Annotated in this window: 21 protein-coding genes; 13 read left to right on the top strand and 8 right to left on the bottom strand. The window is 39.0% G+C overall.

Annotated features, from left to right (window positions below; genetic code table 11):
* The first annotated feature begins 78 nt into the window (after positions 1-78).
* From PL_RS22790 to PL_RS22780, 3 genes are all read left to right on the top strand, one after another.
* Entirely contained in the window at positions 79-474 is a 396-nt protein-coding gene (locus PL_RS22790; RefSeq protein WP_348620432.1) for a VOC family protein, read from the top strand.
* Positions 475-582: 108 nt separating this feature from the next.
* On the top strand, positions 583-1,437 hold the full coding sequence (locus PL_RS22785) for an SDR family NAD(P)-dependent oxidoreductase (protein ID WP_041883298.1): 855 nt from the start codon (positions 583-585) through the stop codon (positions 1,435-1,437).
* Positions 1,438-1,500: 63 nt separating this feature from the next.
* Positions 1,501-2,433 carry a helix-turn-helix domain-containing protein gene (locus tag PL_RS22780; RefSeq protein ID WP_041883300.1) on the top strand — a complete coding sequence of 311 codons (933 nt, stop codon included), beginning with the start codon at positions 1,501-1,503 and terminating at the stop codon, positions 2,431-2,433.
* A gap of 162 nt (positions 2,434-2,595) precedes the next feature.
* Here PL_RS22780 and PL_RS22775 read toward each other — a convergent pair whose 3' ends face one another.
* Entirely contained in the window at positions 2,596-4,143 is a 1,548-nt protein-coding gene (locus PL_RS22775) for an FAD-dependent monooxygenase (RefSeq protein WP_052496397.1), read from the bottom strand.
* A gap of 42 nt (positions 4,144-4,185) precedes the next feature.
* Complete coding sequence (locus tag PL_RS22770) at positions 4,186-5,004, bottom strand: helix-turn-helix domain-containing protein (protein ID WP_041883301.1); 819 nt, start codon at positions 5,002-5,004, stop codon at positions 4,186-4,188.
* A 79-nt stretch (positions 5,005-5,083) separates the two neighbouring features.
* Between PL_RS22770 and PL_RS22765 the strand changes: the two genes are divergently transcribed.
* From PL_RS22765 to PL_RS22735, 7 genes are all read left to right on the top strand, one after another.
* On the top strand, positions 5,084-6,073 hold the full coding sequence (locus PL_RS22765) for a DUF2268 domain-containing putative Zn-dependent protease (protein ID WP_160292125.1): 990 nt from the start codon (positions 5,084-5,086) through the stop codon (positions 6,071-6,073).
* A 415-nt stretch (positions 6,074-6,488) separates the two neighbouring features.
* Positions 6,489-7,052: a hypothetical protein gene (locus PL_RS22760; protein ID WP_041883303.1), complete on the top strand. Its 564-nt coding sequence runs from the start codon at positions 6,489-6,491 to the stop codon at positions 7,050-7,052.
* 9 nt (positions 7,053-7,061) lie between these two features.
* Positions 7,062-7,940: a hypothetical protein gene (locus PL_RS22755; protein ID WP_041883304.1), complete on the top strand. Its 879-nt coding sequence runs from the start codon at positions 7,062-7,064 to the stop codon at positions 7,938-7,940.
* A 16-nt stretch (positions 7,941-7,956) separates the two neighbouring features.
* Positions 7,957-9,537 carry a thiol-activated cytolysin family protein gene (locus PL_RS22750; protein ID WP_348620428.1) on the top strand — a complete coding sequence of 527 codons (1,581 nt, stop codon included), beginning with the start codon at positions 7,957-7,959 and terminating at the stop codon, positions 9,535-9,537.
* Positions 9,538-9,555: 18 nt separating this feature from the next.
* Positions 9,556-11,133: a thiol-activated cytolysin family protein gene (locus PL_RS22745; RefSeq protein WP_348620426.1), complete on the top strand. Its 1,578-nt coding sequence runs from the start codon at positions 9,556-9,558 to the stop codon at positions 11,131-11,133.
* Positions 11,134-11,151: 18 nt separating this feature from the next.
* Positions 11,152-12,216 (top strand): thiol-activated cytolysin family protein, encoded by a 1,065-nt coding sequence (locus PL_RS22740; protein WP_348620425.1) that lies wholly within the window; start codon positions 11,152-11,154, stop codon positions 12,214-12,216.
* A gap of 350 nt (positions 12,217-12,566) precedes the next feature.
* Positions 12,567-13,910, top strand: a complete 1,344-nt coding sequence (locus PL_RS22735; protein ID WP_041882283.1) for an OmpA family protein — start codon at positions 12,567-12,569, stop codon at positions 13,908-13,910.
* Positions 13,911-13,962: 52 nt separating this feature from the next.
* Here PL_RS22735 and PL_RS22730 read toward each other — a convergent pair whose 3' ends face one another.
* From PL_RS22730 to PL_RS22705, 6 genes are all read right to left on the bottom strand, one after another.
* Complete coding sequence (locus PL_RS22730) at positions 13,963-14,997, bottom strand: S66 peptidase family protein (protein WP_041882281.1); 1,035 nt, start codon at positions 14,995-14,997, stop codon at positions 13,963-13,965.
* Between the two features lie 59 nt (positions 14,998-15,056).
* Positions 15,057-15,794 carry an ATP-binding domain-containing protein gene (locus tag PL_RS22725; protein WP_041882280.1) on the bottom strand — a complete coding sequence of 246 codons (738 nt, stop codon included), beginning with the start codon at positions 15,792-15,794 and terminating at the stop codon, positions 15,057-15,059.
* Positions 15,795-15,804: 10 nt separating this feature from the next.
* Positions 15,805-16,413 (bottom strand): hypothetical protein, encoded by a 609-nt coding sequence (locus PL_RS22720; RefSeq protein WP_348620422.1) that lies wholly within the window; start codon positions 16,411-16,413, stop codon positions 15,805-15,807.
* A 76-nt stretch (positions 16,414-16,489) separates the two neighbouring features.
* A complete protein-coding gene (locus PL_RS22715; protein ID WP_041882287.1) occupies positions 16,490-17,632 on the bottom strand; it encodes an efflux RND transporter periplasmic adaptor subunit in 1,143 nt (380 codons plus the stop codon).
* A gap of 16 nt (positions 17,633-17,648) precedes the next feature.
* Positions 17,649-22,016, bottom strand: coding sequence for a CusA/CzcA family heavy metal efflux RND transporter (locus PL_RS22710; RefSeq protein WP_348620420.1), 4,368 nt, complete (start codon positions 22,014-22,016; stop codon positions 17,649-17,651).
* 90 nt (positions 22,017-22,106) lie between these two features.
* Positions 22,107-22,439: a hypothetical protein gene (locus PL_RS22705; protein WP_348620418.1), complete on the bottom strand. Its 333-nt coding sequence runs from the start codon at positions 22,437-22,439 to the stop codon at positions 22,107-22,109.
* Positions 22,440-22,755: 316 nt separating this feature from the next.
* Between PL_RS22705 and PL_RS22700 the strand changes: the two genes are divergently transcribed.
* The 3 genes from PL_RS22700 (at position 22,756) to PL_RS22690 (ending at position 25,582) form a co-directional block, all read left to right on the top strand.
* The gene (locus tag PL_RS22700; protein WP_235324690.1) at positions 22,756-24,018 is read left to right on the top strand and encodes an aminotransferase class I/II-fold pyridoxal phosphate-dependent enzyme; all 1,263 of its coding nucleotides are present in this window, start codon (positions 22,756-22,758) and stop codon (positions 24,016-24,018) included.
* Positions 24,002-24,676, top strand: coding sequence for a TetR/AcrR family transcriptional regulator (locus PL_RS22695; protein ID WP_041886588.1), 675 nt, complete (start codon positions 24,002-24,004; stop codon positions 24,674-24,676). Before PL_RS22700 ends, PL_RS22695 begins: the two co-directional genes overlap by 17 nt.
* Positions 24,677-24,958: 282 nt before the next feature.
* Positions 24,959-25,582, top strand: coding sequence for a TauD/TfdA family dioxygenase (locus PL_RS22690; RefSeq protein ID WP_041886586.1), 624 nt, complete (start codon positions 24,959-24,961; stop codon positions 25,580-25,582).
* Positions 25,583-25,610 lie beyond the last annotated feature (28 nt).

Raw genomic sequence — 25,610 nt, 5'->3', positions numbered from 1 at the left:
AATTCCACAGGACAAGACAAACCACTGTCTATCACATAAATATTTATTTTTTCCTATATTGTTTCAAAATTCAACTATATGAAAGCGAAAAAAATATGGGCAAATTTTAGTGTAAAAGATGCAAAGCGCACCAATCAATTTTACACACAATTGGGTTTTAAGCCCAATAAACCAAGCAACGATCCTAAGCTGGTTAGTTTTCTTTTTGGTGATCATGATTTTGTAATTCATTTTTTTGAACAGGGTTCACAAATAGATGAATATTTGCCTCCGGGGTCAAAAACCAGTGAAATTATATTCACACTTTCTGCTGAAACAGCGGTAGAAGTGAAAGAATGGAGAGATAAAGTTAAAGAAGCCGGAGGTACTATTTTTAACGAGATGGGCAGAGATGAAACCAATTATTATGGTTTTGCCTTCGCTGATCCTGATGGTCATAGATTCAATGTGCTGCTGATAGAGAAAGGGATGTAATTTCACTATCGATTTTCTCATTTTGCCTACAAAGATCCTCAATCAGGCTACAACCGACAGTTGATATCTACAGACATTTGTTGTGTTATTTATTTAAAACATAAAATTATGACATCGCAAAATGATAATTCAAGTGTAAATAAGGTTTGGTTTATTACCGGTGCTTCCCGCGGCTTTGGACGCATTTGGGCAGATGCCGCTCTTAAACGTGGAGATAAAGTTGCTGCTACTGCGCGTACTTTAACAAGTATTGCTGATCTCCGGGAAAAGTACGGCGAAAACGTGCTCACGCTGGAGCTTGACGTGACTAAACCTGATCAGGTAAAAAAAGCAGTGACGCAAGCGCATCAGCACTTTGGAAGACTCGATATTGTACTTAATAATGCCGGTTATTCGCTTATCGGCACAATTGAAGAAGCCGAAGCTGATGATGTCCGTGCACTCTTTGAAACAAATATCTTCGGTACACTGGCAGTCATCCAGGCTGCCTTACCCTTACTACGAAAACAAGGTAGTGGGCACATCCTTGGTACTTCAAGTGGCGTTGGTCATGTAACTTTGCCAGTGATCGGCTATTACTGCTCGTCAAAATGGGCATTTGAGGCAATCCACGAAAGTCTGGCTTCAGAAGTTCAACCTTTCGGAATTAAAGTAACCATTATAGAACCTGGCCCATATGCAACTGAGTTCGGGAGCCAGGAATCTTTGAAATTTGCAGCAGGCCTTGATATTTACACGGATTTTAAAACGCAATTTTTTGAAAAGCTGAAAAAAGGTGAAAGAGGCGATCCTGAAGCCACACCACAAGCACTCTTCCAAATCGTAGATACAGAGCACCCGCCCTTAAGATTCAATCTAGGCAGTCAAAATCTGCCTTGGGTACGGGCTGCTTATGCAGATCGGCTGGCAACCTGGGAAGCATGGGAATCGGTATCCAACTCCGCTCAGGGCGACCCCAAATAAAGACTCACTGATAACTGGCGATTAATAAACATTACCGGTTATTATTTGTATTAATTTTATAAGATGAAAAAGGAAGAAAACACCCCGCTTAAATTTGATTCTTTATCAGACGCACACCGGGCCTTTGGGTTACCCAGGCCTCTGCATCCGCTGATAAGCCTGATCAATAGCACCAATATGGAGCAGAATGAAGTAACACCGCCATCCGGTTCTCATGTGCTGAACTTTTATAAAATATCATACCGGCCCAAACTCGGCAGGAAATTGAAATATGGTCAGGATTATTATGATTTCGATGAAGGTGGATTACTCTTTGCTGCTCCAAATCAGATAATTGGCAGCAAGAATAATGAGGAGGATGAAATCAGGGAATGTTCCCAATATACGCTGCTGATCCACCCTGACTTTTTGTGGAACTATTCTTTGGCAAAAAAGATCAAAACTTATGGTTTTTTTTCTTATTCAGCCAACGAAGCCCTGCATCTTTCAGAAAATGAAAAAACAACAGTCATTTCTATTTTCAAGATCATTGAAGAAGAGTTAACCAGCAGGATAGATGATTTTAGCCAGGATGTCATGATCTCGCAAATCGAGTTATTATTGAATTACGCCAATCGTTTTTACAAGCGTCAGTTTATCACCCGAAAAGCCTCAAGCAGTAGTTTGTTACAACAGCTGGAAGAAATTTTAGAGGAATATTTCAACAGTGCAAAATCATTAAGCCAGGGAACTCCGACAGTTCAGTTTCTTTCTGAAAAACTGAATATCACACCTAGCTATTTAAGTGATATGCTGCGTTCACTGACCGGACAAAATGCGCAGCAGCTTATACATCATAAACTGATTGAAAAAGCGAAAGAAAAATTATCTGCGACCAGCTTATCAGTGAGTGAGGTTGCCTATGAACTCGGTTTTGAACACCCACAATCGTTTAGTAAGTTATTCAAAACAAAAACTAATTTTTCTCCCCTGGAATTCAGACGTTCTTTTAACTAAGGTAAAGAGGAACAGAAAATCTACCGGTATGATTTAATGGTAAATTCATTTTCAATAGATAACATTTTTGTAGATTTTACACAAAAAAGCTTGCAGAGTTAACAAAACCGAATAATTGTACCAGTTTCATTAACTCTGCAAGCCTAAAATGTAACTGATCTATTAATCACAAACAAACCAGCGGGACACAGCTTCCTGAAGTCCGTTGTGATCAGGAGATTTGTCGGACGCCCAGGCAACAAAACCATCAGGACGTATCAGTACAGCACTCAAACCTAATTGTTCTTTTGCTCTGCCGGAAACATAACTGATCTGTTCTCCATATTGAGCTGCTAAAGTTTTAAGTGATGGGTCTCCATTAAAATCAAGTAATACACCGCGTCCATCGCGCATGAATTCACCAATAGTTGTACCGTCTTCAAACTCAAAATTAGGAACGCTGTAACCTGCTAAAGGATGATTGCTACCAAGATCGTAATGCATAAATACACCCCAGATCCTGCCTGCCATATAAGTAGCACCATCACTAGTATTTATGAGGTCACGTATAATTGCATATACTGCAAGAGCTCCGGGCTCGGGTTTCATGATGGCTACCTGAGCACGTGACCAATCCAGAACCTGCACACCAATCGGGTACCTTTCTGCATAATAACTATCCAGTAAACCTTCCGGTGCTTTATTTTGAATTGTTGCAGCAAGCTTCCAGCCAAGGTTCATCGCATCGCCCAGACCAAGATTGAGCCCCTGACCTCCCAGCGGTGCATGAATATGCGCGGCATCGCCAGCTAAAAATACTCTTCCGTTACGGTAGGTGGTGGCCTGCCTTGCACGGTCAGTCCAGGTTGTTGCGATATGTAAAGCAGTTAGCGTAACATCAGTATTTGAAACACGTCGCAATACTTCCTGCACATGCTGGAGTGTAACTGGCTGATTTGAATTATGAAATGCTCCGCCATCAAAATCCTGAATAACGACATAACCTGGCTGCGACTGCAGATACATACCTGTTGGTGTCACGTTTCGCCCAGGCTTCAGCTTCTCCGGGTCAGCAATCTCAACCTGAGTAGAGTATCCGGTAAATTCGGGTTCAGTACCTGCGAATTCAAAACCACCAGCCTTACGGACAATACTACGGCTTCCATCGCAACCTACAAGCCATTGACCTGTAAAAGTTTGATCACCTGCCTGTACTGCAACCTCATCTGCAGTCTGATGAAATCCGCTGAGCGCTAGCCCACGTATGATTTTCACCCCTAATGCTTCTGCACGGTGAGTCAACACTGTTTCAAGCTCCTGCATTTCAGAAATCAAGCTGGTATCTGTTGAGTTTGACAAGCGATACTTCCATGTCGTCATGTCGACATCGTCATATTGAAATTGAATACCAGCAAAATGTCCTCCCTGACGCTGGGCCCCTTTCTTAGTATTATGATGCGGGTTATTAAAGTGTTTATGTAATTGCAGTTTTTGCAACAGGTCACGGCGGTAAAGTGCTTCGATACTGGGTGTTGAGAGCCCCCGGATTCCAAAAGGAATCTGTTTTAATGGCGAATGTGGATTTTCTGCCTTTTCCAGTATCAGGACTGAACATCTGGCCAGTGCCAGTTCACAGGCGAGAAACAGACCTACCGGTCCTGCCCCAGAAATGATTACATCGTAAGTAGATTGATTTTGTGCAGATATATTGCTTTCAGACATTGTTTTCATATTGAATATAATTGAAACACAAAATTCAGCAATGCTCCTGTCTCAGGATTGTATAAACACGACAAAATCGTTGATTACAACCTGTTTCCTTTTCTTAGCTTTTCTCGCAAATGCTGCCGGCGTAGTACCGCTGTAACGCTTGAATTCTCTGCTCAGATGTGATTGATCTGTATAACCAAAGTCATGCGCCAGACCGGCAATATTAACGTCCGGATTAAGCCATAACTGGTTTCTTACCTGTTCAAAACGCATCAGACCCGACACGTCTTTGACTGTATAACCAGAAGACTGTCTGAACTTCCTTTCCAGCGTACGAATTGTGGCATGTGCCGCTTCAGCTACCTGGCTTACCGGCATATTGCCATTTGCCTTCGTCATTGCAACTCCCGCTTTAAATAGCATACTGTCCATCGCCACCTGCGACCTGGCATTCAGAAAATATTGTTTTACCTGATCCAGTGCTTCACCTATCCTGCCAGCATGAACCAATTTATCCAGCGTCGACTGAAGCTGAGCAATAGGATGTTCAAATATGTGTACTCCACCTTTGCCTGACGGCAATCCGAGCAGATCAAATATAGTCCATGGAAAACACCTGATACTAATGATTTCCAAACAGTTTTTTGCGCTTATAATAACAGGCTGATTCAGGAGTCCCATTATAAATGGTGACGGCAATGGCTGCAAGCCTTCAGGGGAAGAAATACTACAACCACTTCCGAAATGAAATATAATTTCAGCGTAACCGTCAGGTATTACCTCAAAATCAGACTGGATCTTTCCAAAGTCTCTTCTGTTATACCAAAAGCATTTTATGGTATCACGCAGCTCTTCTGGAGGTTCAAATTCTTGGTGCAGCATCTTATACAAAGATAATATATTTAGATTTGTGAAGTACTGGCACTTAAGAATTAACAATAAGCAAAACCATCCTCTTTTTATGCTACGATTGAAATTCATTTCTTTTCTCTTACTGGCAGCATGCTTGTCTGCAAATGCTCAATCCGGCAAAGTCTACTGGAAACGTTCTTCTCCTGATAGTATCATCATTAGTCAGACAGATCTTCACAACTATTGGACTGCCTTTGATTCCTGTATGACTACTTCTGATTCATTACGTCAGATTAGCTTTATCCAAAAGTATTATATAGATAAAGCTACCACTGGACTAAAAGGATTGAATGCAAAAGACGATTTGCATGCTGAAGATTACGTGGACTGCATCAGACTATTACCAAAATATTTAAATTCGATCCGAAATACTACGCTATCATTCCGAAAACATGAACATACAATTCGTAATGCCTATAGAAAGTTAAAAAGACTTTATCCTACCGCTACTTTCAGTGATATTTACTTTTTAATCTCTCCTTTAAAGCATGGCGGAACACCTGTAGAAGGTGGATTCATTATAGGCACGGAAATGTTAAGTAACGACAAACACGCTGATCTGAGTGCCTTCAGCCCGAAACAAAGAAATATGTTTGCTTCTCCGGATTTACTGCCAGCTCTTGTTGTACATGAAAACGTGCATACTATGCAGCTAAATGACAATGGTAAAAGCACCCTGCTAAAAAGAAGTTTACTGGAAGGTTCTGCAGAATTTATTACCCGCCTTGTTTTAAACAGAACTGCTATCAAACAATCAACTTACGATTATCTTACAGCGCACGAAGCATCTTTGTGGCGGGAGTTTCTGGAAGATATAAAAACTAATAACCAGGATAAATGGTTTATGTCTGATCAATATGAAGATCGTCTTCCCGACCTTGGTTACATAATTGGCTATAAGATCTGTGAAGCCTACTACCAGCAATCCAAAAACAAACAAAAGGCAATTGCAGATATCATTCAGATGGAGAAGGCTCCTGAAATATTCCTGAAAGAAAGCGGTTATGCGACAAAAACTTCTTTCGTATCGCGACAATAAACAGTTCCTTCCCTTTTTATAGCTGCTTCTGATTTCCAGCTCACTCATACCACATCTATCCGCTGGCGGACTGTATAAACATATGTCTCAAACAACAGCTATTCAAACTTTTATTCAACTATATTGAATAATTCCACAGCCAATAGCCATGTATTCCACTTTTAAAAAAGGCAATCACAACCCTGGCTTACTCCTCATAAATAATTAACAAAATAACTATAAAAAGAAAATTTCAATTCTTTAATAAAAACTAATTACATTTATAACGACACAAAAAAGAATATAAAACGCAATTAATTACACAATTAACATCAAATACGATTACTATTAAATAATTCTTAATAAGAACTAAAAAAAATAATTATCACAAAAACCCCTTTTTTCCTGATTACCTGAGCAAATTAATCACCCTGAGATGAATATAAAAACCATTGGAATCTGTATTATTTCTACAGTAGCTTTTACATTTTCCTGCAAAAAGAATGACGAGGTAGTCAAACCACCTGTTGTCCCTGAAAATACAACGAACCTGCATGTCAGGCTTAACTCCAAAAAGATAATTACATTCCAGAGGGTGCTGTCATCTGGTATATCTGATATGCTGAAAGAAACCGAAATAGAAACACATTTCGGCGATAGGGTTTCTTTTTTTATTCCTCAGGAAATTATTGTAAAAAATGATTCAACTACACTGGTCAAATTGTACGGGGTAATGGAAAAGTTCAAATCCAGATGGGATAAACAAAAACTCTACTTCCAGGCTGGCAGTAGTGATAACTGGGAGTTACTGGGAGAGAAATCCGGTCCGGCAGGCTTTCTGATAAACAGTAGCTTTTATAAGAAGAAAAGTACCCCTGTATCTTCCGGAAGTCTGATTTTAGGTCAGCAATACAACCTAAAATCTTATGAAAAGATCATGAATAAGGATGCGGGCAAATCAACACTGATCTGGTTAAATGTAGAATCATTTTATAAATAAATACCGGCCATGAGATCCCAAAAAGTAAAAATCATCTTATTATCTCTGTGCGCAACTCTGTTCGTGTTTTTTTCCGAAGCAGCTGCACAACAGCAGCAGGCTTCTGTTATTACAGCGAAATCACCGGAGATATTGTATTTAGGCGCTGCAATGGAGCAAAGGACCATAAACAACAACCAACATGAGGTTCTGGATATTATTCAAGACGACATCGTGATAAACTTTAATTCTCTGAATGCAAAAAGCAAAACTATAAAAGCACAGAAAGAACCGCTATATAAAGCTATAGATGCAGCCATAAGTGCTACAAACCTGGCAAAATGGCAAAACAAAAGCTTTTCATTTGCAGTAAAAGAATTGGGTTCTTACAAAGATATGGAGCTTTTTTTTGGCCAGACAATCGATCCTAAAACCTGGTTTTCTGTTCCGGACCCATCCTTAAAACCAATGACCCTACTGGCCATCAATTTAGAACGCGTCGCATTCACTGTTGACATGGAACTACCTGAAACAGGGACGTTCAGGACAAATGATGGCCTACTCGCAAAATACAATCCTGATGACATCATTTACACCAGCACACTTTCATTTGGAAGAAGAGCTATTATTATTGTAGAATCAAATATTGGCGTATCAGAAGTTAAATCTGCTTTAGCAAAGATTCTGAAGAGAGAAAGTCTCTCAGATCGTGACAAAAGTATTCTGGCCAATTGTATTTACAGGGTTCTCCTATTAGGGAATAACTCCATTGATTTAGAGAGTAAACAACCTGTTCAGCAAGCGATGGAATATGTAGAAGCTGAAATCACTACAGCTAATTACGGCCAGCCTATATCTTTTGGATCATCTTATCTAAAAAACCATCAAATATTTAACAATAAATATTAAGTCTCCCTTTGTAACTATGAAAAACTTATTTAAATCATTTGCCCTCCTTTTGTTATTGATAACGGTTTCCTGCAGAAAAGAAAACCTGCCATCAAATACCAGCAATGAAGCGCTATTAAAAACCGGACGTACACCGTATCGAATCAAGATTGATTCATCATACGCCTATTATGGAGACTCCTTGTACAAATCTATGGCCTTCGACTATTTTAGTCGCTCCGCAAGTCATAATAATCAGGCGGCAAAATCAGGCAAGAAAACTATAACGAACGGTATGACTCCGGAAGATGAGGCCTTTTTTTCAAAAAAACATCTGGTAAAAAGTACAGAAGCCCTTTTGTATCAGGGTAAAAACTATATATTTCCGGGTGCAGTCCTGGATGGAAACAGTATTTCCAAACAAAATTATCTTCCAATTTTTCTGCCAACCAGAAAACCAATCACCGTGTCAATGTCATTGACGCATAGTACCCCAAAACCTACCAGCCGTGTCATCGAAAATCCTTCCTATTCCAAATTGGATGACTATGTAAAGGAGATGGCTAAAGGCGGCAGTTTCCAGCAGACTGATAAATTCATGTTCCAGTATAAGCGTTTCACCTTTTATGATGAGATAAAACAGGCCTTCGGAACGGACATCAATACCCGGAAATTATTCTCCTCAAAAAGTGAAACCAGCACTTCAGAGTCACATAAAATACTGCAATCCACAGGACTATATGTAAAATTCTTTCAAGCCAGCTTTACAGTCAATATGGACATCGCACCGATCGCTGATAAGCCTATTCAGGGTACACCAGGCATGCCTCCGGTTTACGTAAATTCTGTCACTTACGGACGTATGGGGATGATCGTCATCGAGACGGATAAAGAATATCAGTTTGCCGAATCCTGTATCAAAAAAGAGTTCGATCGCATTTTCTACAACAAGACAGAGGTGCTGACTACAGAAGAGAAAAAATTCTTTGAAGAAACACAGTTTAAAGTACTGATTCTTGGAGGAGACAGTGACTATACCGTACAAACCTTCAAAGGCTATTCACACTTTTTGAACCTGATTTACAATTCCAAATTTACAGAGACAAGTTACGGTATTCCTATTGCCTGCTCTTTTGCAGATGCGAATACCCATCAGCTTGTAGAGACAGAATTTGAAAACATCAGTTATATAGAACCTTTATACGTCAGATTAAGTAGGGAAAACAGTGTTTATCAACCCGAATACAATAGCAATAACTATAGAAGCTCTGCAAACCTTTATTTGAATTTTTACAAAGACCGGGAGAGAACCAGAGCTGCTCAGCCTTATACTGATATTATTTTCGAAGTTGAAAAGAATGAAGATAATTGTACGTATAAGCCCAATTATCAAAACTGGCCTGAGATTTTAGTGGACTGCGATACAAAAAACGAAACTCTTAAACTAAGGAATATCAATATTACGAACAGATTGAGTATTGGAACTGAGTATTCATCTTATCAAAGTGATGGACCGGAACCCTCTAACCCACTCGAACTCGAACGAGCGTGGAATGCTTATGAGCATAGATTGAACTACTACCTGAGACCAAATCCATTCTATATTTTACTTGATTAAATCAATAAACAAGATCTTATGAAACAGCTCTTTAAGTTACTCTTCATAGTACCTGTTCTACTTTATTCCTGCAGAAAAGAGAACCCGCCAGCAAATGCCAGCAATGAAGCGTTATTAAAAACCGGACGTACACCGTATCGAATCAAGATTGATTCATCATACGCCTATTATGGAGATTCCTTGTACAAATCCATGGCTCTCGACTATTTCAGCCGTCCGGGAGGCCATAATAATCAGGTGGCAAAACCAGGCAAAACAACTATTACGAACGGCATGACTCCGGAAGATGAGGCCTTTTTTTCAAAAAAACATCTGGTAAAAAGTACAGAAGCCCTTTTGTATCAGGGTAAAAACTATATATTTCCGGGTGCAGTCCTGGATGGAAACAGTATTTCCAAACAAAATTATCTTCCAATTTTTCTGCCAACCAGAAAACCAATCACCGTGTCAATGTCATTGACGCATAGTACCCCAAAACCTACCAGCCGTGTCATCGAAAATCCTTCCTATTCCAAATTGGATGACTATGTGAAGGAGATGGCTAAAGGCGGCAGTTTCCAGCAGACTGATAAATTCATGTTCCAGTATAAGCGTTTCACCTTTTATGACGAGATAAAACAGGCCTTCGGAACAGACATCAATACCCGGAAATTATTCTCCTCAAAAAGTGAAACCAGCACTTCAGAGTCACATAAAATATTGCAATCCACAGGACTATATGTAAAATTCTTTCAAGCCAGCTTTACAGTCAATATGGACATCGCACCGATCGCTGATAAGCCTATTCAGGGTACACCAGGCATGCCTCCGGTTTACGTAAATTCTGTCACTTACGGACGTATGGGGATGATCGTCATCGAGACGGATAAGGAATATCAGTTTGCCGAATCCTGTATCAAAAAAGAGTTCGATCGCATTTTCTACAACAAGACAGAGGTGCTGACTACAGAAGAGAAAAAATTCTTTGAAGAAACACAGTTTAAAGTGCTGATTCTTGGAGGAGATAGCGATTATAGCGTACAAACTTTCAAAGGCTATTCACATTTTCTGAACCTGATTTATAATTCAAAATTTACCGAGACAAGCTATGGTGTTCCTATTGCCTGCTCTTTTGCAGATGCAAATACCCATCAGCTGGTGGAGACAGAGTTCGAAAACATTACCCAGATAGAACCCTTATATGTTCAATTGAGTAAAGAAAACAGTGTTTACCAGCCCGATGTTTCCAGCAACAACTTTATCAGCTATGCAGACCTTTATTTGAATTTTTACAAAGACAGGGAAAAAACAAGAGCCGCTCAACCGTACACCGATATTGTTTTTGAAGTTGAAAAGAGCGAAGAAAGTTGCACATACAAAACTGATGCAAAAAACTGGCCTAAAATCCTGGTGGATTGCAAACCAAATAATGAGACTCTTAAGTTAAGAAATATAAATCTTACCAATAGAATAAGTATTGGACGCGAGCATTCATCTTATGAAAGCGATGGACCAGCACCTTCTAATCCACGTGAACCCCGTCGAATGTGGAGTGCCTACGAGTATCGAATGAATTACTACCTGAGATCAAATCCTTTTTATATTCTAATTAATTAAACTAATAAACAAAATCTTATGAAACAGTTTTTTAAACTACTTTTCGCAGTGCCTGTTCTCTTTTATTCATGCAGTAAAGAAAATCTGAACAGCCCAAAACTGGAAAATGGCACCGCTCAGCAAAACCCTACTCAACAACGAAAAGGTCAATGGGATAAAATTTACACCATTAAAGATGGTAAAGAGATTGACATTACACCTTCTCAAAACAACTCAGGTGTCCGTACGAACAACGTTGAAAAATTTTACGAGATTGCTACACTGGCTCCAAATTTCATCTATTTAGGTTCTGTGCTTACTGCTAAATCAATAAACACTGGTTTATATGAGCCAGTAGCATTCTCAAATGCATTAAAGCGTACTGTTACTGCATCATTTTCATTACCTGTACGCTCCAGAGATATCGCTCCAACCAAATCTGGTTTAGGTAATGCAGTTCTTGACGCTATTGGAGATAAAAACTTTAGCGGAAGACAATCTCAGGTTTTCACCTATAAGATGAAACAGATCAATGCTTATAAAGAGGCCAAACTGGCTTTTGGGGCCAATGTAAATATTGCTTCAGTATTTTCAATCAGTGCTTCGGTAGCAAGTGGTAAAATCCAGAGAACTTCAGCACTTGTTGCCGATTTTAGCCAGATCTATTTCAATGTCTCTATGGATATTCCTGATGATGGTAATATTTTTAAAGATGAGCCTACAAGACAAAGTTTCCTTGCAAAAGATCCTGTTTATGTAAACACTGTAAACTATGGTCGTAAAGGAATTATTTTGGTAGAGTCAAGTGAAAATTACAGCGAATTGTCTGTAGCAGTTCGTGCCGCATTCAATGCCGGAATTGTTGGTGGACAAATATCGGTTGATGCAAATACTAAAAAAATCTTATCACAGGCTGAAATCTCTATATGTATTATCGGAGGGGATGGACAAGCAGCTGTTCGTACGGTTAAGGGATTTGATGAGTTTCAAAACTTTATCGTGAATGGTGGAATCTATACTACTGAAGTATATGGCGTGCCTATTTCATTTGGAGCTGCATATGCTTTGACAAATGGAATGTTTGAAACCGAATTTGAACTATAAATAATACAGAAAATTATAAAGAAAGGATAATAAAAAGATCATACTCCGAAATAACCTCTGGATATATATCCAGAGGTTATTTTATTTATAAGGCCCACAAACAATTCAGTGACTTACAGAAAAAATACTGCGGAGATTTCTGAACAGCAAAGAAGACTTATTTACTTAATTTGCAGATATAAGCACATAACCTTATATTTATGTATGTGCAGGCACATTTTATCTGATGTGCTGAATTGAAATTAAAGGCGAGGGTGTATAGTGACCGTTTGAATATTATGAGTTAATGCATCTTTTATCTGATAAAAGATTGATATAGAACTACAATTTCTAACCTAAAAACTATAAACATGAATTTAATTGAGCTATTAAAGAATGAGGTAAGCGGTAATGTAATCTCATCTCTGAGCCAGAAAGCTGGCGTAACTGAGGACGAGGCAAAAGCTGGTTTCTCTGCCGGTATCCCCGCCGTTCTGGCCGGTATCATGAAAAACGGAGCCGGATCAGATTCTGGCTTTCTGGGAAAAATACTACCAAATCTCACTGGTGCCGGTGCGGAAAGTAAAACTGAAGACTTATTAAGCGGAAATGACGATTCTTTACTGGAGAAAGGAAAATCATTGTTAGGTGGTTTGTTTGGAAATGACACAAATTCTGTAACTGATGCACTTTCTGCTTCCAGTGGATTAAGTGCTGAGAAATCATCCGGATTGCTGGCAATGATTGCTCCTTTGGTAATGGGTTTTATTACCAAAACAATGGCTAGTAAGGGCTGGAACTTCTCTGATTTACTAGGCAAAATTTTTGAAAGCAAATCAGAGATTACTGCTGCATTGCCTCAGGGCTTAAGCGATTCTTTAGGGTTAGCCAATTTAAAACTACCTAAGGTAGAAGTACCTAAAGTGGAAATTCCTAAGGTGGAGGTACCCAAAGTAGACATCCCTAAAGTACCGCCGGTTAACTATGGAGCTATTCAGGAACCAAAATCTGGTGGCGGCTTCTTAAAATGGTTAATCCCCTTGCTGATCATTATCATTGGAGCCTGGTGGATCATGGGCCGATCGGGATGTAATAAATCAACTGTTGGCAATGTGACTGATTCATTATCTGCAAAAGTAGACTCTATGGGTACCAAAATAGATTCGGCTGGCAGTGCAATGAAAGCAGGTGCTGCTGCAGTAACCAGTACTGTTGCCGGAAAATTAAATGAAGCAGGAGATTTCGTAAGAGATCTTGGTGCTAAAATCAGCAAAAAACTACCTGATGGCACTGAAATCAGCATTGGTGAAAATTCTGTGGAAAGCAGATTGATTTCATTTATTGAAGACAAAAGCAAACCTGTTGATAAAACTACCTGGTTCACTTTTGACAGGCTATACTTTGAAACCGGAAAAAGCACTTTAAAACCGGAATCACAGGAACAACTTAAAAATATGGTCGCTATTTTAAAAGCTTATCCTGATGTAAATCTGAAAATGGGTGGTTATACAGATAATACCGGAGATGCAGCAGTCAACAAGAAAATATCTAATGAGCGTGCTAATGTAGCTATGCAGGAATTAGTAAAACTTGGTGTTGATGCTAAACGTCTGGAAGCTGAGGGCTATGGTGCAGAACATCCTATTGCAAGTAATGATACGCCTGATGGCAGAGCACAGAATCGTCGTATTGATATCCGTGTAACTAAAAAATAATCATAATAAATAAAAAGGCCCTGTCAGGATTCTGGCAGGGCCTTTTTATTTATTATGATTTCAGGGATCTCAATGTACTCCCCCCGGGTCCGACTTCAAGAACATGTATTGTACCTGATCTGAGTGCAAAATTAGCTCTCTGATGCCCGACAGGAAAATCAAAACAAACGGGATAACTATATTCCCTCACCTTTTCCAGTACAATATCATAGATTGTTTTACCAAATATTTCGCCGGGATCATCTGGTTTCACACTAAAACCACCTATGATCAATCCGGCAAGCTGAGCAAGTTTTCCGGTACGTTTTAAATTCCAGAACATCCGGTCCAGACTATAAAGATATTCTCCGGTATCCTCCAAGAAAAGGATTTTACCATTGGTATTCAGGTCTGATTTTGTACCAGAGTCGTTGGCTATAATACTCAGGTTACCTCCAACTACTACCCCCTGCCCTTTTCCGACCCGGTTTCCCTGGACTACGAGAGCATTAAGTGTATATTCTTCACCCATCAGTGCCTGTCTGATGGATAAAATTGTAGTAACCTGTATCGGCTCTGCTTTAGCCCAGCTATCAGGGAAACTATTACACATCTTGGAATGTATGGTTGCAATACCAAAATTCTGATTAATATGACAATGCAGGACAGTCACATCACTAAATCCGATTAACCATTTAGGATGTTTAACAAACTCATCAAAATTTAGCTGATCAATGATACGGACTATACCATATCCACCTCTGGCACACATAATTGCTTTGATTGAAGGATTATCCAGCATTTCCTGCAGATCCTTCCTTCTTTCTTCATCTGTACCACCAAAAGTAAAGTCTCTTTTGCCGATGGCCGAACCTATCATGATTTTAAAACCCCAGCTCTCCATCAGCTGAACTGCTGGCTGAATATTTTCTGGAGTTATAAATCCTGCCGGACTTGTAATTCCGATAACATCTCCGGCTTTTAAATATGGCGGAATTTTCACCTTCCCGGTTTCTTCTGCTTTAGCGGAAAGATTTGCCCAGCCATCGAATGTTGATAATACCGCCCCTGAGGCTACAAGAGAAGAAATAAAATATTTTCGGTTCATGTGTTTGTATTTCTTTTCCTTAAGACATTAAAATTACTGTTATTTTCAGGAAGAAAACATTAGCCGCCAGAAATTGGCAGTAAATCACAGAACCAGAATCCGCTATTGCCTTTTACCTGCTGCGATGAACAGGAGTCAGCATCTGTTTTGGGAGCCTGATATTCTCTGTAAACCTTTTCACCGATTTCAAAAGGAATAGGATTTTTAAATATCGGACCGTCAAAACAAAAGGTATGAAATTCACCATTTTCACCACAGACATCTACATTTGGTGGTAAATCTTTAATAAAATCCGCATCAATTACCCTGCCTGCAAAAGAAGGGTCAAGCAGATCTGCTTTGATACAAACCAGTACAGATTTAAAGCCAAGATCAATAAATTCGGTTAGCAGTTGTCTGGTATCTTTTTTCCAAAGCGGAAAAACTGATTTGATATGCAAAGCCGCTAATTGCTGTTCTCTGTATTTTCTGAGATCTTCTAAAAAGATATCTCCAAAAGCAGCATGAGTAAATCCCTCTTGCTGCAGGCTGGAAACTTCTTTCTCCATCAGTGTTTCATATTCCTGCATGGAAGGCTGTTCAGGAAGCTCAATGGTACTATAAGGCAGATTCAGTGCCTCTATTTGCTGTTCGAACAGCTCTCTGCGCAGACCATGCATACTCACCCGGTTATGTTGTCTGTTAACCGAGGTGAGCAGATGTTCTATACTATAATTCTTATCCTGCAGCAGATAATGCAGAGCAAGTGCAGAATCTTTTCCAGTACTCCAGTTAAAATATGTTTTTAGCTTGTTCAATTTTCTGTTACTATTTACTCCTGAGTATTATTATCTTTATTAAGAAAAAAACGAATAAGATCAGGCCAAAAACTGATGGTAACCAAATTGATTTAGTCCTGTATTTAATATCTTTTCCAAAATCCCTATTCCAAAACAATTCATACATTATCAAAGTTCCTGCACTATTAGCTATATACCAGTATGGAACCTTATCCAAATGTATAAATGCCATAACAAATGGAGCTAATCCAATGTACAATATTCCAAACAGGATCACCGACCATATTTCTTTACCAGCTGTCTTGCGATTTGAAGCGATCATAAACGTCCCAATTAGAATAGAAAACAATATTGAAAAAGCATAAATAGCTCTTTTAGTATAATATTCAGGGGCCTCAAGATACTCTTCAACATTTTCAGTCCAAATCTCTTTCTTTTTTTCCAGAACACGTATTGCTCTGATCTTGAATCCTGCTTCGATATCCAATTCTATCTGATCAGGTAATTCAACATTTCGCTTTCGCAATTCAGCGAGAGCCAGTCTTACAGCCTCATCTGTATGTTTATCAATATTATTAATATAAAACAATAGTTCTTTATCTGTCTTTTTAGAAAGTATCTGCTGAAGAGCACTCATTTATCTCGTTCTGTTATTTATCAGGACCATCCATATCAGATAGCCTTTTGTGGTAAATATAGTGGTAAAATCATCATTACCCCTCCTCCTCACTATTCTTCATCTTCATCAGAATTGCATAAGCATTTTTAACTACCACCGATTTCACATCTGGTGCAGATTTAATTTCTACAAAGCCATTGTTAATGACACCTGTTTCCACGCGGATCATTTTGAATTTATCAGCGCCTTCAGCAGAAAAGATATAATCTTTATTCTCCCATTTCACTACTGCTGCCTCAGGAACTGCATTAACACTCGAATTATTCAGTTCAATTGCCGCATTCATAAAAGTTCCCGGCAACAGATCTTTATCATTGTCTTTCAAATCACAATGCACACTGGTTGTGCGGTCCTCGCCAATATTTGGTGTAATCAAATGGATAATTGCCAGATATTTCTTTTCAGGATGTTTATTAGTCGTACAGATAATCTTTTGTCCTTCTTTCAGTTTAGATGCATCATTTTCGAAAACCGTGAGGTTTACATGCAATGCTCCCGGATTGATCAGCTCAAATAAAACATCAGAAGAGGTTACATACTTACCCGGATTCACATTTACCTTAGTGATATACCCACTGATAGGTGCATAAATGTTAATTGAACGGGAAATGTTAGTCTCGTTCAACTGTGACGGATTCAGACCTGTTAACCTGATTTTTTCAGCAAGGGAACGAACAAGGATTTTCTGATTGCTAAACTCACTTTCTGCTTGCTGGAACAGCTTATCACTGGTCGCTTTTGTTGCATTTAAACCCTTCTGGCGATTATAATCTGCTTCTGCAAATTTCAATCTGCTCTTTGCTGTCAGATAATCCTGCTGCAACTGAATATACTGCTGATCTTCAATAGTTGCCAGAACACTCCCTTTTGCAACTCTCATCCCTGGAATCAGCGACATCTTTTTCACGTAACCTCCCAGGGGAATACTAACAGAGACTATATTCTCTGGTGGTACATCAATCACACCATTCACCTTTAATGTAGTATGCATTTCCTTTTTCCCGAGAACACCGATTTCAATTCCGGAATTTTTTATCTGTTCCGGCGATAACTGAACCTGATCTGCATCAGTCTTTACAACCGTTTTCTTCACTTCTTCTTGCTGTTCTTTTTTTTCGCTTGTGCAGGAACAAGAGAAGATAGTCAGGAAGGATGCTAATATTATGGCTTGTTTCATTTTAATATTTTTAAACTTAGTTAACGGCACTTATTTTTTCTATTTCAAAAGCAGCTTCATTCAATTGCTGCACGGTATTGAAATATTCACTGCGGATCTGGATAGACTGATTGATTAGAATTACCCAATCGAGATAGCCTATTTCTCCGGCATTCAATTTATCTGTAGTGATTGTAATAATCTTTGAGGCATTTGGTAAAATCTTGTCCTGATAAGAGCTGATCAGCTTACTGTTTCGTGCATAAACTTTCAAAGCGTCTGCCAATGCAGTACTGAGATCCTGTCTTGAGGTAGCAAGCTCCTGTTCTTTTTGCCTAATCAGCACATTAGAGGCTTTTATTTTAGAGCGCTGGGCACCAAAAAAAACAGGAATGCCAAGACCCGCATTTACTGAAGAGAACCGCTTTCCTTTATCAAAATAGATCTCTGAACCTGAACTCAGGGTCTGCCAACCAACAATACTCGTGTTACTGTAACCCAAATTTAAAGATGGCAAAAGTTTACTTTTTTCCAGCTTATACTGCTGCTTTGATAACTGTAATTGCTGCTGTTGTAATTTTAACAATGGATTATCAGCCGTTTGATCAGCATCTGGCAGGACAGAAAGTTTATATAATACATTATCGTTTTCAGGCCACATCTGATGCTGAGCATTCAGCAGCACATTAAAACGGTTCAATAAAACTTCGTAATCGGTCTGGAGTGCTTCAAGCTGATTGGAAATCTGTAAGCGCTGGTTTCTCGCTGTTGCCAGCTCGAGTGCATCTACATCGCCTGAATTGAATCTTTGTTCAGCCTTTTCCAGAAAAGCACTGTAAATACTATCTGCCTGCAACAATAATTTACGTTTGTTTTCCATCACCAATAAACTGTAATAACCAGATTTCACTCTTGTTTTCAACTCCAGCTGATGCTGCAAAAGATTGGTTTCACTAAGCTGAATATTGGTTTTATGAATAGCTGACTGATGGATATAAACACCTGGAAAATCTATACTCTGGGAAATAGAAAACCTGTTATCATTTTTCAGGCTGTTAAACTGTCCGAATTCAAATCCTGCATTGGCTTTCTGTACGTCAAAACTGCTTTTCTTTAATTCACGATAATAATCGGTTTGAATCATCGAAACTCTCAGCGCATTGTTGTTTTTCAGCGCGCTGTCTATCGCCGCTGGCAAATGTATTTTTTGCTGAGCAATTGCTGATTGCAGACCGGCAAAAAGCAGGAATAACATCACAGTCGCTATTCTTTTTTGTGGCTTGAAGTAGCCAAATCCTTTTTCAAAAAGCAGGTAAAGCATGGGCAAAACAAATAGGGTTAATAAAGTGGAAACGATTAAACCACCAATGACTACTGTGGCAAGAGGTTTTTGCACGGCACCACCTGCGCCTGTACTGATTGCCATTGGGATAAATCCAAGAGAAGGAACAAGTGCAGTCATTAAAACAGCACGGAGTTTAGATTTCGTGGCGTGTATCACAATACGCTTCACATCAGTCCAGCCTTCTTTTTTCAGCCTGTTGAATTCAGTAACCAATAGTATTCCATTTAAAACAGCGACACCAAATAAAGCGATAAAACCTACACCGGCAGAAATACTAAAAGGCAGATCACGTGCCCATAAAGCAAGAATTCCACCGATTGCTGATAATGGAATTGCGGTATAAATCAGCAGTCCCTGTTTAACTGAACCAAAGGCAAAATACAGCAGCAGGAAAATCAGTAAAAGCGCAATTGGCACAACTATGCTTAATCTTGATTTTGCAGCAGTCATATTTTCGAAAGAACCACCGTATTGTATGGTATATCCTTTATTCAAATGAAGCTCACGTCCGGCTTTCTGCTGTAACTCTTCAACTATGGTTTGCACATCTCTGTCTTTGATGTTAAACCCGATAATAATCCTGCGCTTCGTATCTTCCCGCTGAATCTGGTTTACACCTTCTACTTCTTCAACCGATGCGACAAGTGATAAAGGTATCTGACCACCAGTTTTAGCCGGGATCATAAGATTACGGATATCAAAAATGTTTTTACGTGATTCCCCGTCTAATCTGACAACCATGTCAAACCTCTTCTCTCCTTCATAAACCTGACCTGCAACCTGACCTGCAAAAGCAGTGTTAACCACACGGTTTACATCACTTACGTTTAAGCCATATTTAGCCATGCCTTCTCTGTTGTACCGGACAACTACCTGAGGCATACCATTTACTTTCTCTTCATAAATATTAACTGCACCTTTTACGGTCTGAATAATACCCGCTAAACGATGCGCATAACTGGCAAGAGAGTCCAGATCTTCTCCAAAAATCTTACAGACTACATCTTGTCTTGCTCCAGTCATCAGTTCGTTAAAACGCATCTGAACGGGAAATTGGAAACCTACGGTGATCCCCGGAACAACTTCCAGTGCCTTAGTCATTTTCGCACTTAATTCGGGAAATGATTTAGCTGAAGTCCAGTCTTTTTTAGCTTTAAGGATTACCATCATATCTCCTGCTTCAAAAGGCATAGGATCTGTAGGGACTTCGGCACTGCCTATTTTCGTAACAATCTTTTGTACTTCCGGGAATTCATTTAAAAGAATTTTCGAAGCTTTTTGCGTCGTTTCTATCGTATTATTCAGATTACTCCCGGTCAGCAACCTGGTTTCTACAGCAAAGTCACCTTCTTCAAGCTGAGGTATAAACTCTCCACCCATTCTGGTCAGTATAAATACAGAGCTGATAAATAGGGACAGAGTGATCAGTATAATAGTTTTTGGGAAACGTAGTATTTTACCAAGTAAAGGCTGATATCTTCTTTCCAGCCAGGCCATCAGTTTATCTGTGATATTTTTTTTATGCTTCAGATTTCTGCTCAGACATAAGGCCGACATCATCGGAACATAAGTAACTGATAAAATAAAGGCTCCAAGGATAGCGAAAGCAATAGTGAAAGCCATGGGCTTGAACATTTTTCCTTCAATACCTTCCAGAGATAAAATTGGCAGGTAAACAATTAGAATAATAATCTGGCTGAAAACAGCGGATTTAATCATTGAACCAGTCGATTTACCCACTTCATTATCCATCTCCTGCTGACTGATCTGCCCGGCTTTTCTAAATTGTTTAGAATGTGCAAACCGGTGCAATATGGCTTCTACAACAATTACAGATCCATCAACGATAAGTCCAAAATCTATTGCGCCAAGTGACATCAGATTTCCACCAACACCAAATTTATTCATCAGAATGATTGCGAATAACATGGAAAGCGGAATGACTGAGGATACAATAAGTCCGGCCCTGAGATTGCCCAGAAAAAACACCAGTACAAATATAACAATCAGTGCACCTTCCATTAAATTGACTTCAACAGTGTGTATGGCATTATCTACCATCTTGGTACGATCCAGAAAGGGTTCAATGACTACTCCCTTAGGCATCATTTTTTGTATTTCGGCGATTCTGTCTTTAACTCTTTTAACTACAACTGATGAGTTTTCGCCTTTCAACATCATGACTACTGCTCCGGCTACTTCACCTTTATCGTTATAAGTCATAGCTCCGTATCGGATTGCAGCGCCATACTGAACGGTAGCTACATCTTTCATTAATAACGGCATTCCATTAGCCAGCGTTTTAACTACAATCTGCTGAATATCTTCGGGCGTAGTGGTTAATCCTTCACTTCTGATGTATAAAACCGTAGGTCCTTTCTCTATATAAGCACCTCCAGTGTTTTCATTATTTCTCTCTAAGGCATCAAATACGTCAGCAATAGTAATTCCATAAGCTTTTAACTGATCCTGACGAACGGCTATTTCATATTGCTTGAGTTTACCTCCAAAGCTGGAAACTTCGGCCACTCCTGGTGTACCTAAAAGCTGCCGCCGTACAATCCAGTCCTGAATAGTTCTTAATTCGGTAGCATCATACTGAGATTCATATCCCTTAACCGGCCTGACCACGTATTGATATATCTCTCCCAGACCGGTAGAAACCGGAGCCATCTGGGGCGAACCGGCACCTGCAGGAATCTCCTGCTGTACCTGTTGTAATTTTTCACTGATCTGCTGCCGCGCCCAGTATACATCTGTTTCTTCATCAAAAACAATAGTGACCAGAGAAAGTCCGAAACGAGAAAAACTTCTGATCTGCTTCAGTCCGGAAATACTGCTACAAGCCTGTTCAACCGGAAAAGTAATCAGTCTTTCGATATCAGGTGCTCCCAGGGAAGGCGAAACAGTAATAATCTGCACCTGGTTATCCGTAATATCAGGAAGTGCATCTATAGGTAATTTTGTGACCTCATAAGTACCCCAGCCAATCAGCGCGAGTACAAACAGACCAATAATCAGCTTATTCTTTATAGAATAGCTAATAATCAGATTAAGCATAAAATTCTAATTATTTAAAAAATAATAATACATAAGTCATATGGAGACACATTATAGTCCATACGACAATTAAAAATTCAGTAAATAAGGTTAAGCTCTTGGAGGTCTGAATAAATTATCCAGCGCCGGATTTGACAACCAGCTGTATTCTGGTTTACAGGGTGCAGCCAGTACGGAGAAATATTGCTGTTTCAGCAAAATAGGTTTTGAAAAAGAAACGGCCTGTGAAATATGCCCCTGATTACTTATTTTTTTAAAAGGCAGCTTCATATCATCTTCGTCATCATTATCATTTAAATCTTCACCAAAATAATGCATGGATAAGAATTCGATAATTCCAATCTGGCTATTCAACCGGTGGTGTTGCTGAAAATGACAGACAAGATGTGGCAGCTTGAATATTTCAGAGAAAGAAGTATTCAAAAAAAGGATTGGAAACAATATGTAAAGACATGCCTTTTTCACTGCGCAAATATAAACGCAGGAAGTCGGAAACCCAAGCTTATTAGGAGTAAAAATCATCAAAGTTTTCCGGTCACAGTCTCCTTTCAAGCAAAAAGAGAAGACCAGCCAGAGAAAAAGCAACCAAAAAACGCAAATAACGTGTCTTTTTAACTCAAAATACAAACAACGGTTACAGTTTATTCACATAATGAAATATCTTTGCAGCCACAAACGGAAATTAGTAACAATTGTCCGATATTTTTTCGCCCACACTCTTTCAAAAACACCAATAAAAATGGATTTTGCAACGGCTACATTTAAAAATTTTGAAAATATCGAAGGTCATGATATATATGACAGAGCAGAGGTCTTTGGCGATTTCCTTCAGTATATGAAGGATAATGGCCATATGAATTACAGGTTACAGAATTTTTCGGGTTGCGGCCCCGAAATGCATGTAAAAACATCCATGCACCAGGATGGATATAACTACGTAAGTTTTGTATCCAATGATTATCTGGGATTTACACAGCACCCTAAAGTAAAAGCCGCAGCTATGCAGGGAATACTTGAATTTGGCACGGGAGCAGGTGCTTCTCCATTAATTGGCGGACATTTCTCTTATCATGAAGTTCTGGAAGAAAAAATTGCCAGCTTTTTTAGACGCAGCAAAGACTCATCAGTTATTTATACTACTGGTTATACTGCCAACAGCGCAACATTAATGAGCCTGTTGCAAAAGGAAGATCTGGCAATTATTGACATGGCCGTTCATACCAGTGTATATGAAGGCTGTATATTAACTAACACTAAAACATTCCTTCATAACCATGTTGAGTCTCTGGAACGAATATTGAGGGATGCCAAAGATAAATACAGAACTAAACTTGTGATTGTTGATGGTGTTTATTCTCAGGATGGAGATCTTGCACCATTGAAACAAATTATAGAGCTAGCCAGACATTATGGTGCTTATATTATGGTAGATGATGCCCATGGAATCGGTGTTCTGGGAGCCACTGGAAGAGGTGCGCTGGAACTAACCGGACTACTGCATGAGGTTGATCTTATTTCGGGTACATTTAGTAAAACATTTGCAAATATTGGTGGCTACGTTATTGCAAACCCCAAATTGATTAACTTTCTTAAGTTCCAGTCCAGACAGCAGATATTTTCGGCAACGAGCACACCGGCAGCTGCTGGCATTATTAAAGCAATTGAACTAATCGACGAGGAGCCACAATGGCAATTAAAATTATGGGAAAACATTAATTATTTTAAAAATGGACTAACAGCCATGGGAATGGATGTGGGAACAACCCAATCTGCAATTGTACCTGTAAAAATTGGTGATGCGCATAAAACTGGTGATGCGGGCAAATTGTTGCTTAAAGCCGGTATTTATACTAACCCCATATTATATCCCGCTGTAGCTAAAAAAGACGCAAGAATACGCATGAGTTTGATGGCAACTCATACCATAGAGCAGTTAGACAAAGCCCTGAATGCGTTTGAATATGTAAACCAAAAACTTGATATAGTTGGACAAAGAGTATAAAATGGTCAGAAAAACTACTGATGGACCAATCAGAAATAAAGAAAAAACCAGACTGAAACTACTTAATGCAGTTGGCGAAATCATAAGAACCGAGGGTTATAAAGGACTCGGAGTGAATAATATTGCCGCCAAAGCCAAGGCCGACAAAAAACTGATTTATCTTTATTTCGAAAGCGTTGATAAACTGGTAGAGACCTATGTCAGACAAAAAGATTACTGGGAGGGCTTTACAGATGGTATACAAGCATTAATCGAAGAGCACAAAGGAAATTTTGCAGAAGACCTGGCCAGTAAAATACTGGTTGATCAGTTTAACTTTTTTCTTCAGGCAGATGAGATGCAAAAAGTCATCTTATGGGAAATCAGTGAAAAAAATGAGCTGATGCGAGAAATTGCCGACGCCAGAGAAGTCATGGGAAATGAACTTTTTAAACTAACAGATCCGCAGTTTGAAAATACTACAGTCGACTTAAGAGCTATTCAGGCTTTATTGATTGGTGGTATTTATTATCTGGTTTTGCATGCAAAATCTAACGGCAGTACTTTTTGTGGTATTGATATTAATGAACAACAAGGCCAGGACAGAATAATTAACAGCCTTAAACAAGTTGTTGAATGGACCTACACCGAGGCTAAAAATCAAAAGAAAGATTTATAGGCAGAGCTTAGCTCTGCTTATAAATCTTTTCTGCTAAGGATTCCCCTCCTTCTTTGTCATACCCCACTCCATTTCTCCAATCATAATTAATTTCTATTCGCTATCCGGTTTAACCGGAAGATTCGATTATTGTACTCAAAACAGCTATAATAATGGATTCTCTTTATTATTCACTAATTGGTGAAATATTTTGGAATATCAAAAAATAGTAATTAATCTTGCACCCGATGACTGGCAAACAGCCAGCATTTACCTGCATCTACCTATAAAAAACATACTATCATGCATATAATTGATCTACAAAATGAAAAACTGCAGCATGACCGTGTCTCTGCTATTTCCACATCAGTATCTGAGAACTTAAACAAAGACAATTTTGGATGTATTATTAAAAATACACCTATAAATTCTTTAGATCTTTTTAAAACAATCTGTGACCAGGTGGGTTCACCAATTACAGAGCAATACTTTGCAGTTTCCAGTGAGGATTCTTACATCCATGATGTAATTGCTCATTTATGCCTCAATTCAATTTCTGAAGAAAAAAAACAGGCTGTACTCTGCAACGTTGACAAATTATTAGCTAATCTATCAGATATAGATATAGACATTCTGAGTACTCCTATATTCGAATTTAGCTCTGGTAAAGCAGCTGTACTTACCAAACATGAAGATAAATATCATCTCCGGTATAACGGCGAAAATATCAATACGACCACATTACTTCATATTGCTAAAGATGTACTCAAAAAACTGGAGAATCTTATTCATGAGATTGGTGAACAATATTTCCTTAATGAAGGCGATCTTCTGGTTATCAATAACCACAGGATTGTTCACAGTAAATCAAACTTTTCCAATGATAGCGGGCGCAGTTTTAAGAGTGCAAGGTTGTATTATAAATAATATTTAACTTTAGGAGTATTTAAATCTC

The sequence above is a fragment of the Pedobacter lusitanus genome, assembly GCF_040026395.1.
Taxonomy (GTDB): Bacteria; Bacteroidota; Bacteroidia; order Sphingobacteriales; family Sphingobacteriaceae; genus Pedobacter; species Pedobacter lusitanus.
Note: the sequence above shows the minus strand (reverse complement) of the source record. Positions and strands in the feature narration are given on the sequence as shown.

Excerpts from the sequence above, each read along its gene's own strand:
- PL_RS22790 (WP_348620432.1), top strand. The coding sequence starts at position 79 with ATGAAAGCGAAAAAAATATGGGCAAATTTTAGTGTAAAAGATGCAAAG.
- PL_RS22785 (WP_041883298.1), top strand. The coding sequence starts at position 583 with ATGACATCGCAAAATGATAATTCAAGTGTAAATAAGGTTTGGTTTATT.
- PL_RS22780 (WP_041883300.1), top strand. The coding sequence starts at position 1,501 with ATGAAAAAGGAAGAAAACACCCCGCTTAAATTTGATTCTTTATCAGAC.
- PL_RS22775 (WP_052496397.1), bottom strand. The coding sequence starts at position 4,143 with ATGAAAACAATGTCTGAAAGCAATATATCTGCACAAAATCAATCTACT.
- PL_RS22770 (WP_041883301.1), bottom strand. The coding sequence starts at position 5,004 with ATGCTGCACCAAGAATTTGAACCTCCAGAAGAGCTGCGTGATACCATA.
- PL_RS22765 (WP_160292125.1), top strand. The coding sequence starts at position 5,084 with ATGCTACGATTGAAATTCATTTCTTTTCTCTTACTGGCAGCATGCTTG.
- PL_RS22760 (WP_041883303.1), top strand. The coding sequence starts at position 6,489 with ATGAATATAAAAACCATTGGAATCTGTATTATTTCTACAGTAGCTTTT.
- PL_RS22755 (WP_041883304.1), top strand. The coding sequence starts at position 7,062 with ATGAGATCCCAAAAAGTAAAAATCATCTTATTATCTCTGTGCGCAACT.
- PL_RS22750 (WP_348620428.1), top strand. The coding sequence starts at position 7,957 with ATGAAAAACTTATTTAAATCATTTGCCCTCCTTTTGTTATTGATAACG.
- PL_RS22745 (WP_348620426.1), top strand. The coding sequence starts at position 9,556 with ATGAAACAGCTCTTTAAGTTACTCTTCATAGTACCTGTTCTACTTTAT.
- PL_RS22740 (WP_348620425.1), top strand. The coding sequence starts at position 11,152 with ATGAAACAGTTTTTTAAACTACTTTTCGCAGTGCCTGTTCTCTTTTAT.
- PL_RS22735 (WP_041882283.1), top strand. The coding sequence starts at position 12,567 with ATGAATTTAATTGAGCTATTAAAGAATGAGGTAAGCGGTAATGTAATC.
- PL_RS22730 (WP_041882281.1), bottom strand. The coding sequence starts at position 14,997 with ATGAACCGAAAATATTTTATTTCTTCTCTTGTAGCCTCAGGGGCGGTA.
- PL_RS22720 (WP_348620422.1), bottom strand. The coding sequence starts at position 16,413 with ATGAGTGCTCTTCAGCAGATACTTTCTAAAAAGACAGATAAAGAACTA.
- PL_RS22715 (WP_041882287.1), bottom strand. The coding sequence starts at position 17,632 with ATGAAACAAGCCATAATATTAGCATCCTTCCTGACTATCTTCTCTTGT.
- PL_RS22710 (WP_348620420.1), bottom strand. The coding sequence starts at position 22,016 with ATGCTTAATCTGATTATTAGCTATTCTATAAAGAATAAGCTGATTATT.
- PL_RS22700 (WP_235324690.1), top strand. The coding sequence starts at position 22,756 with ATGGATTTTGCAACGGCTACATTTAAAAATTTTGAAAATATCGAAGGT.
- PL_RS22690 (WP_041886586.1), top strand. The coding sequence starts at position 24,959 with ATGCATATAATTGATCTACAAAATGAAAAACTGCAGCATGACCGTGTC.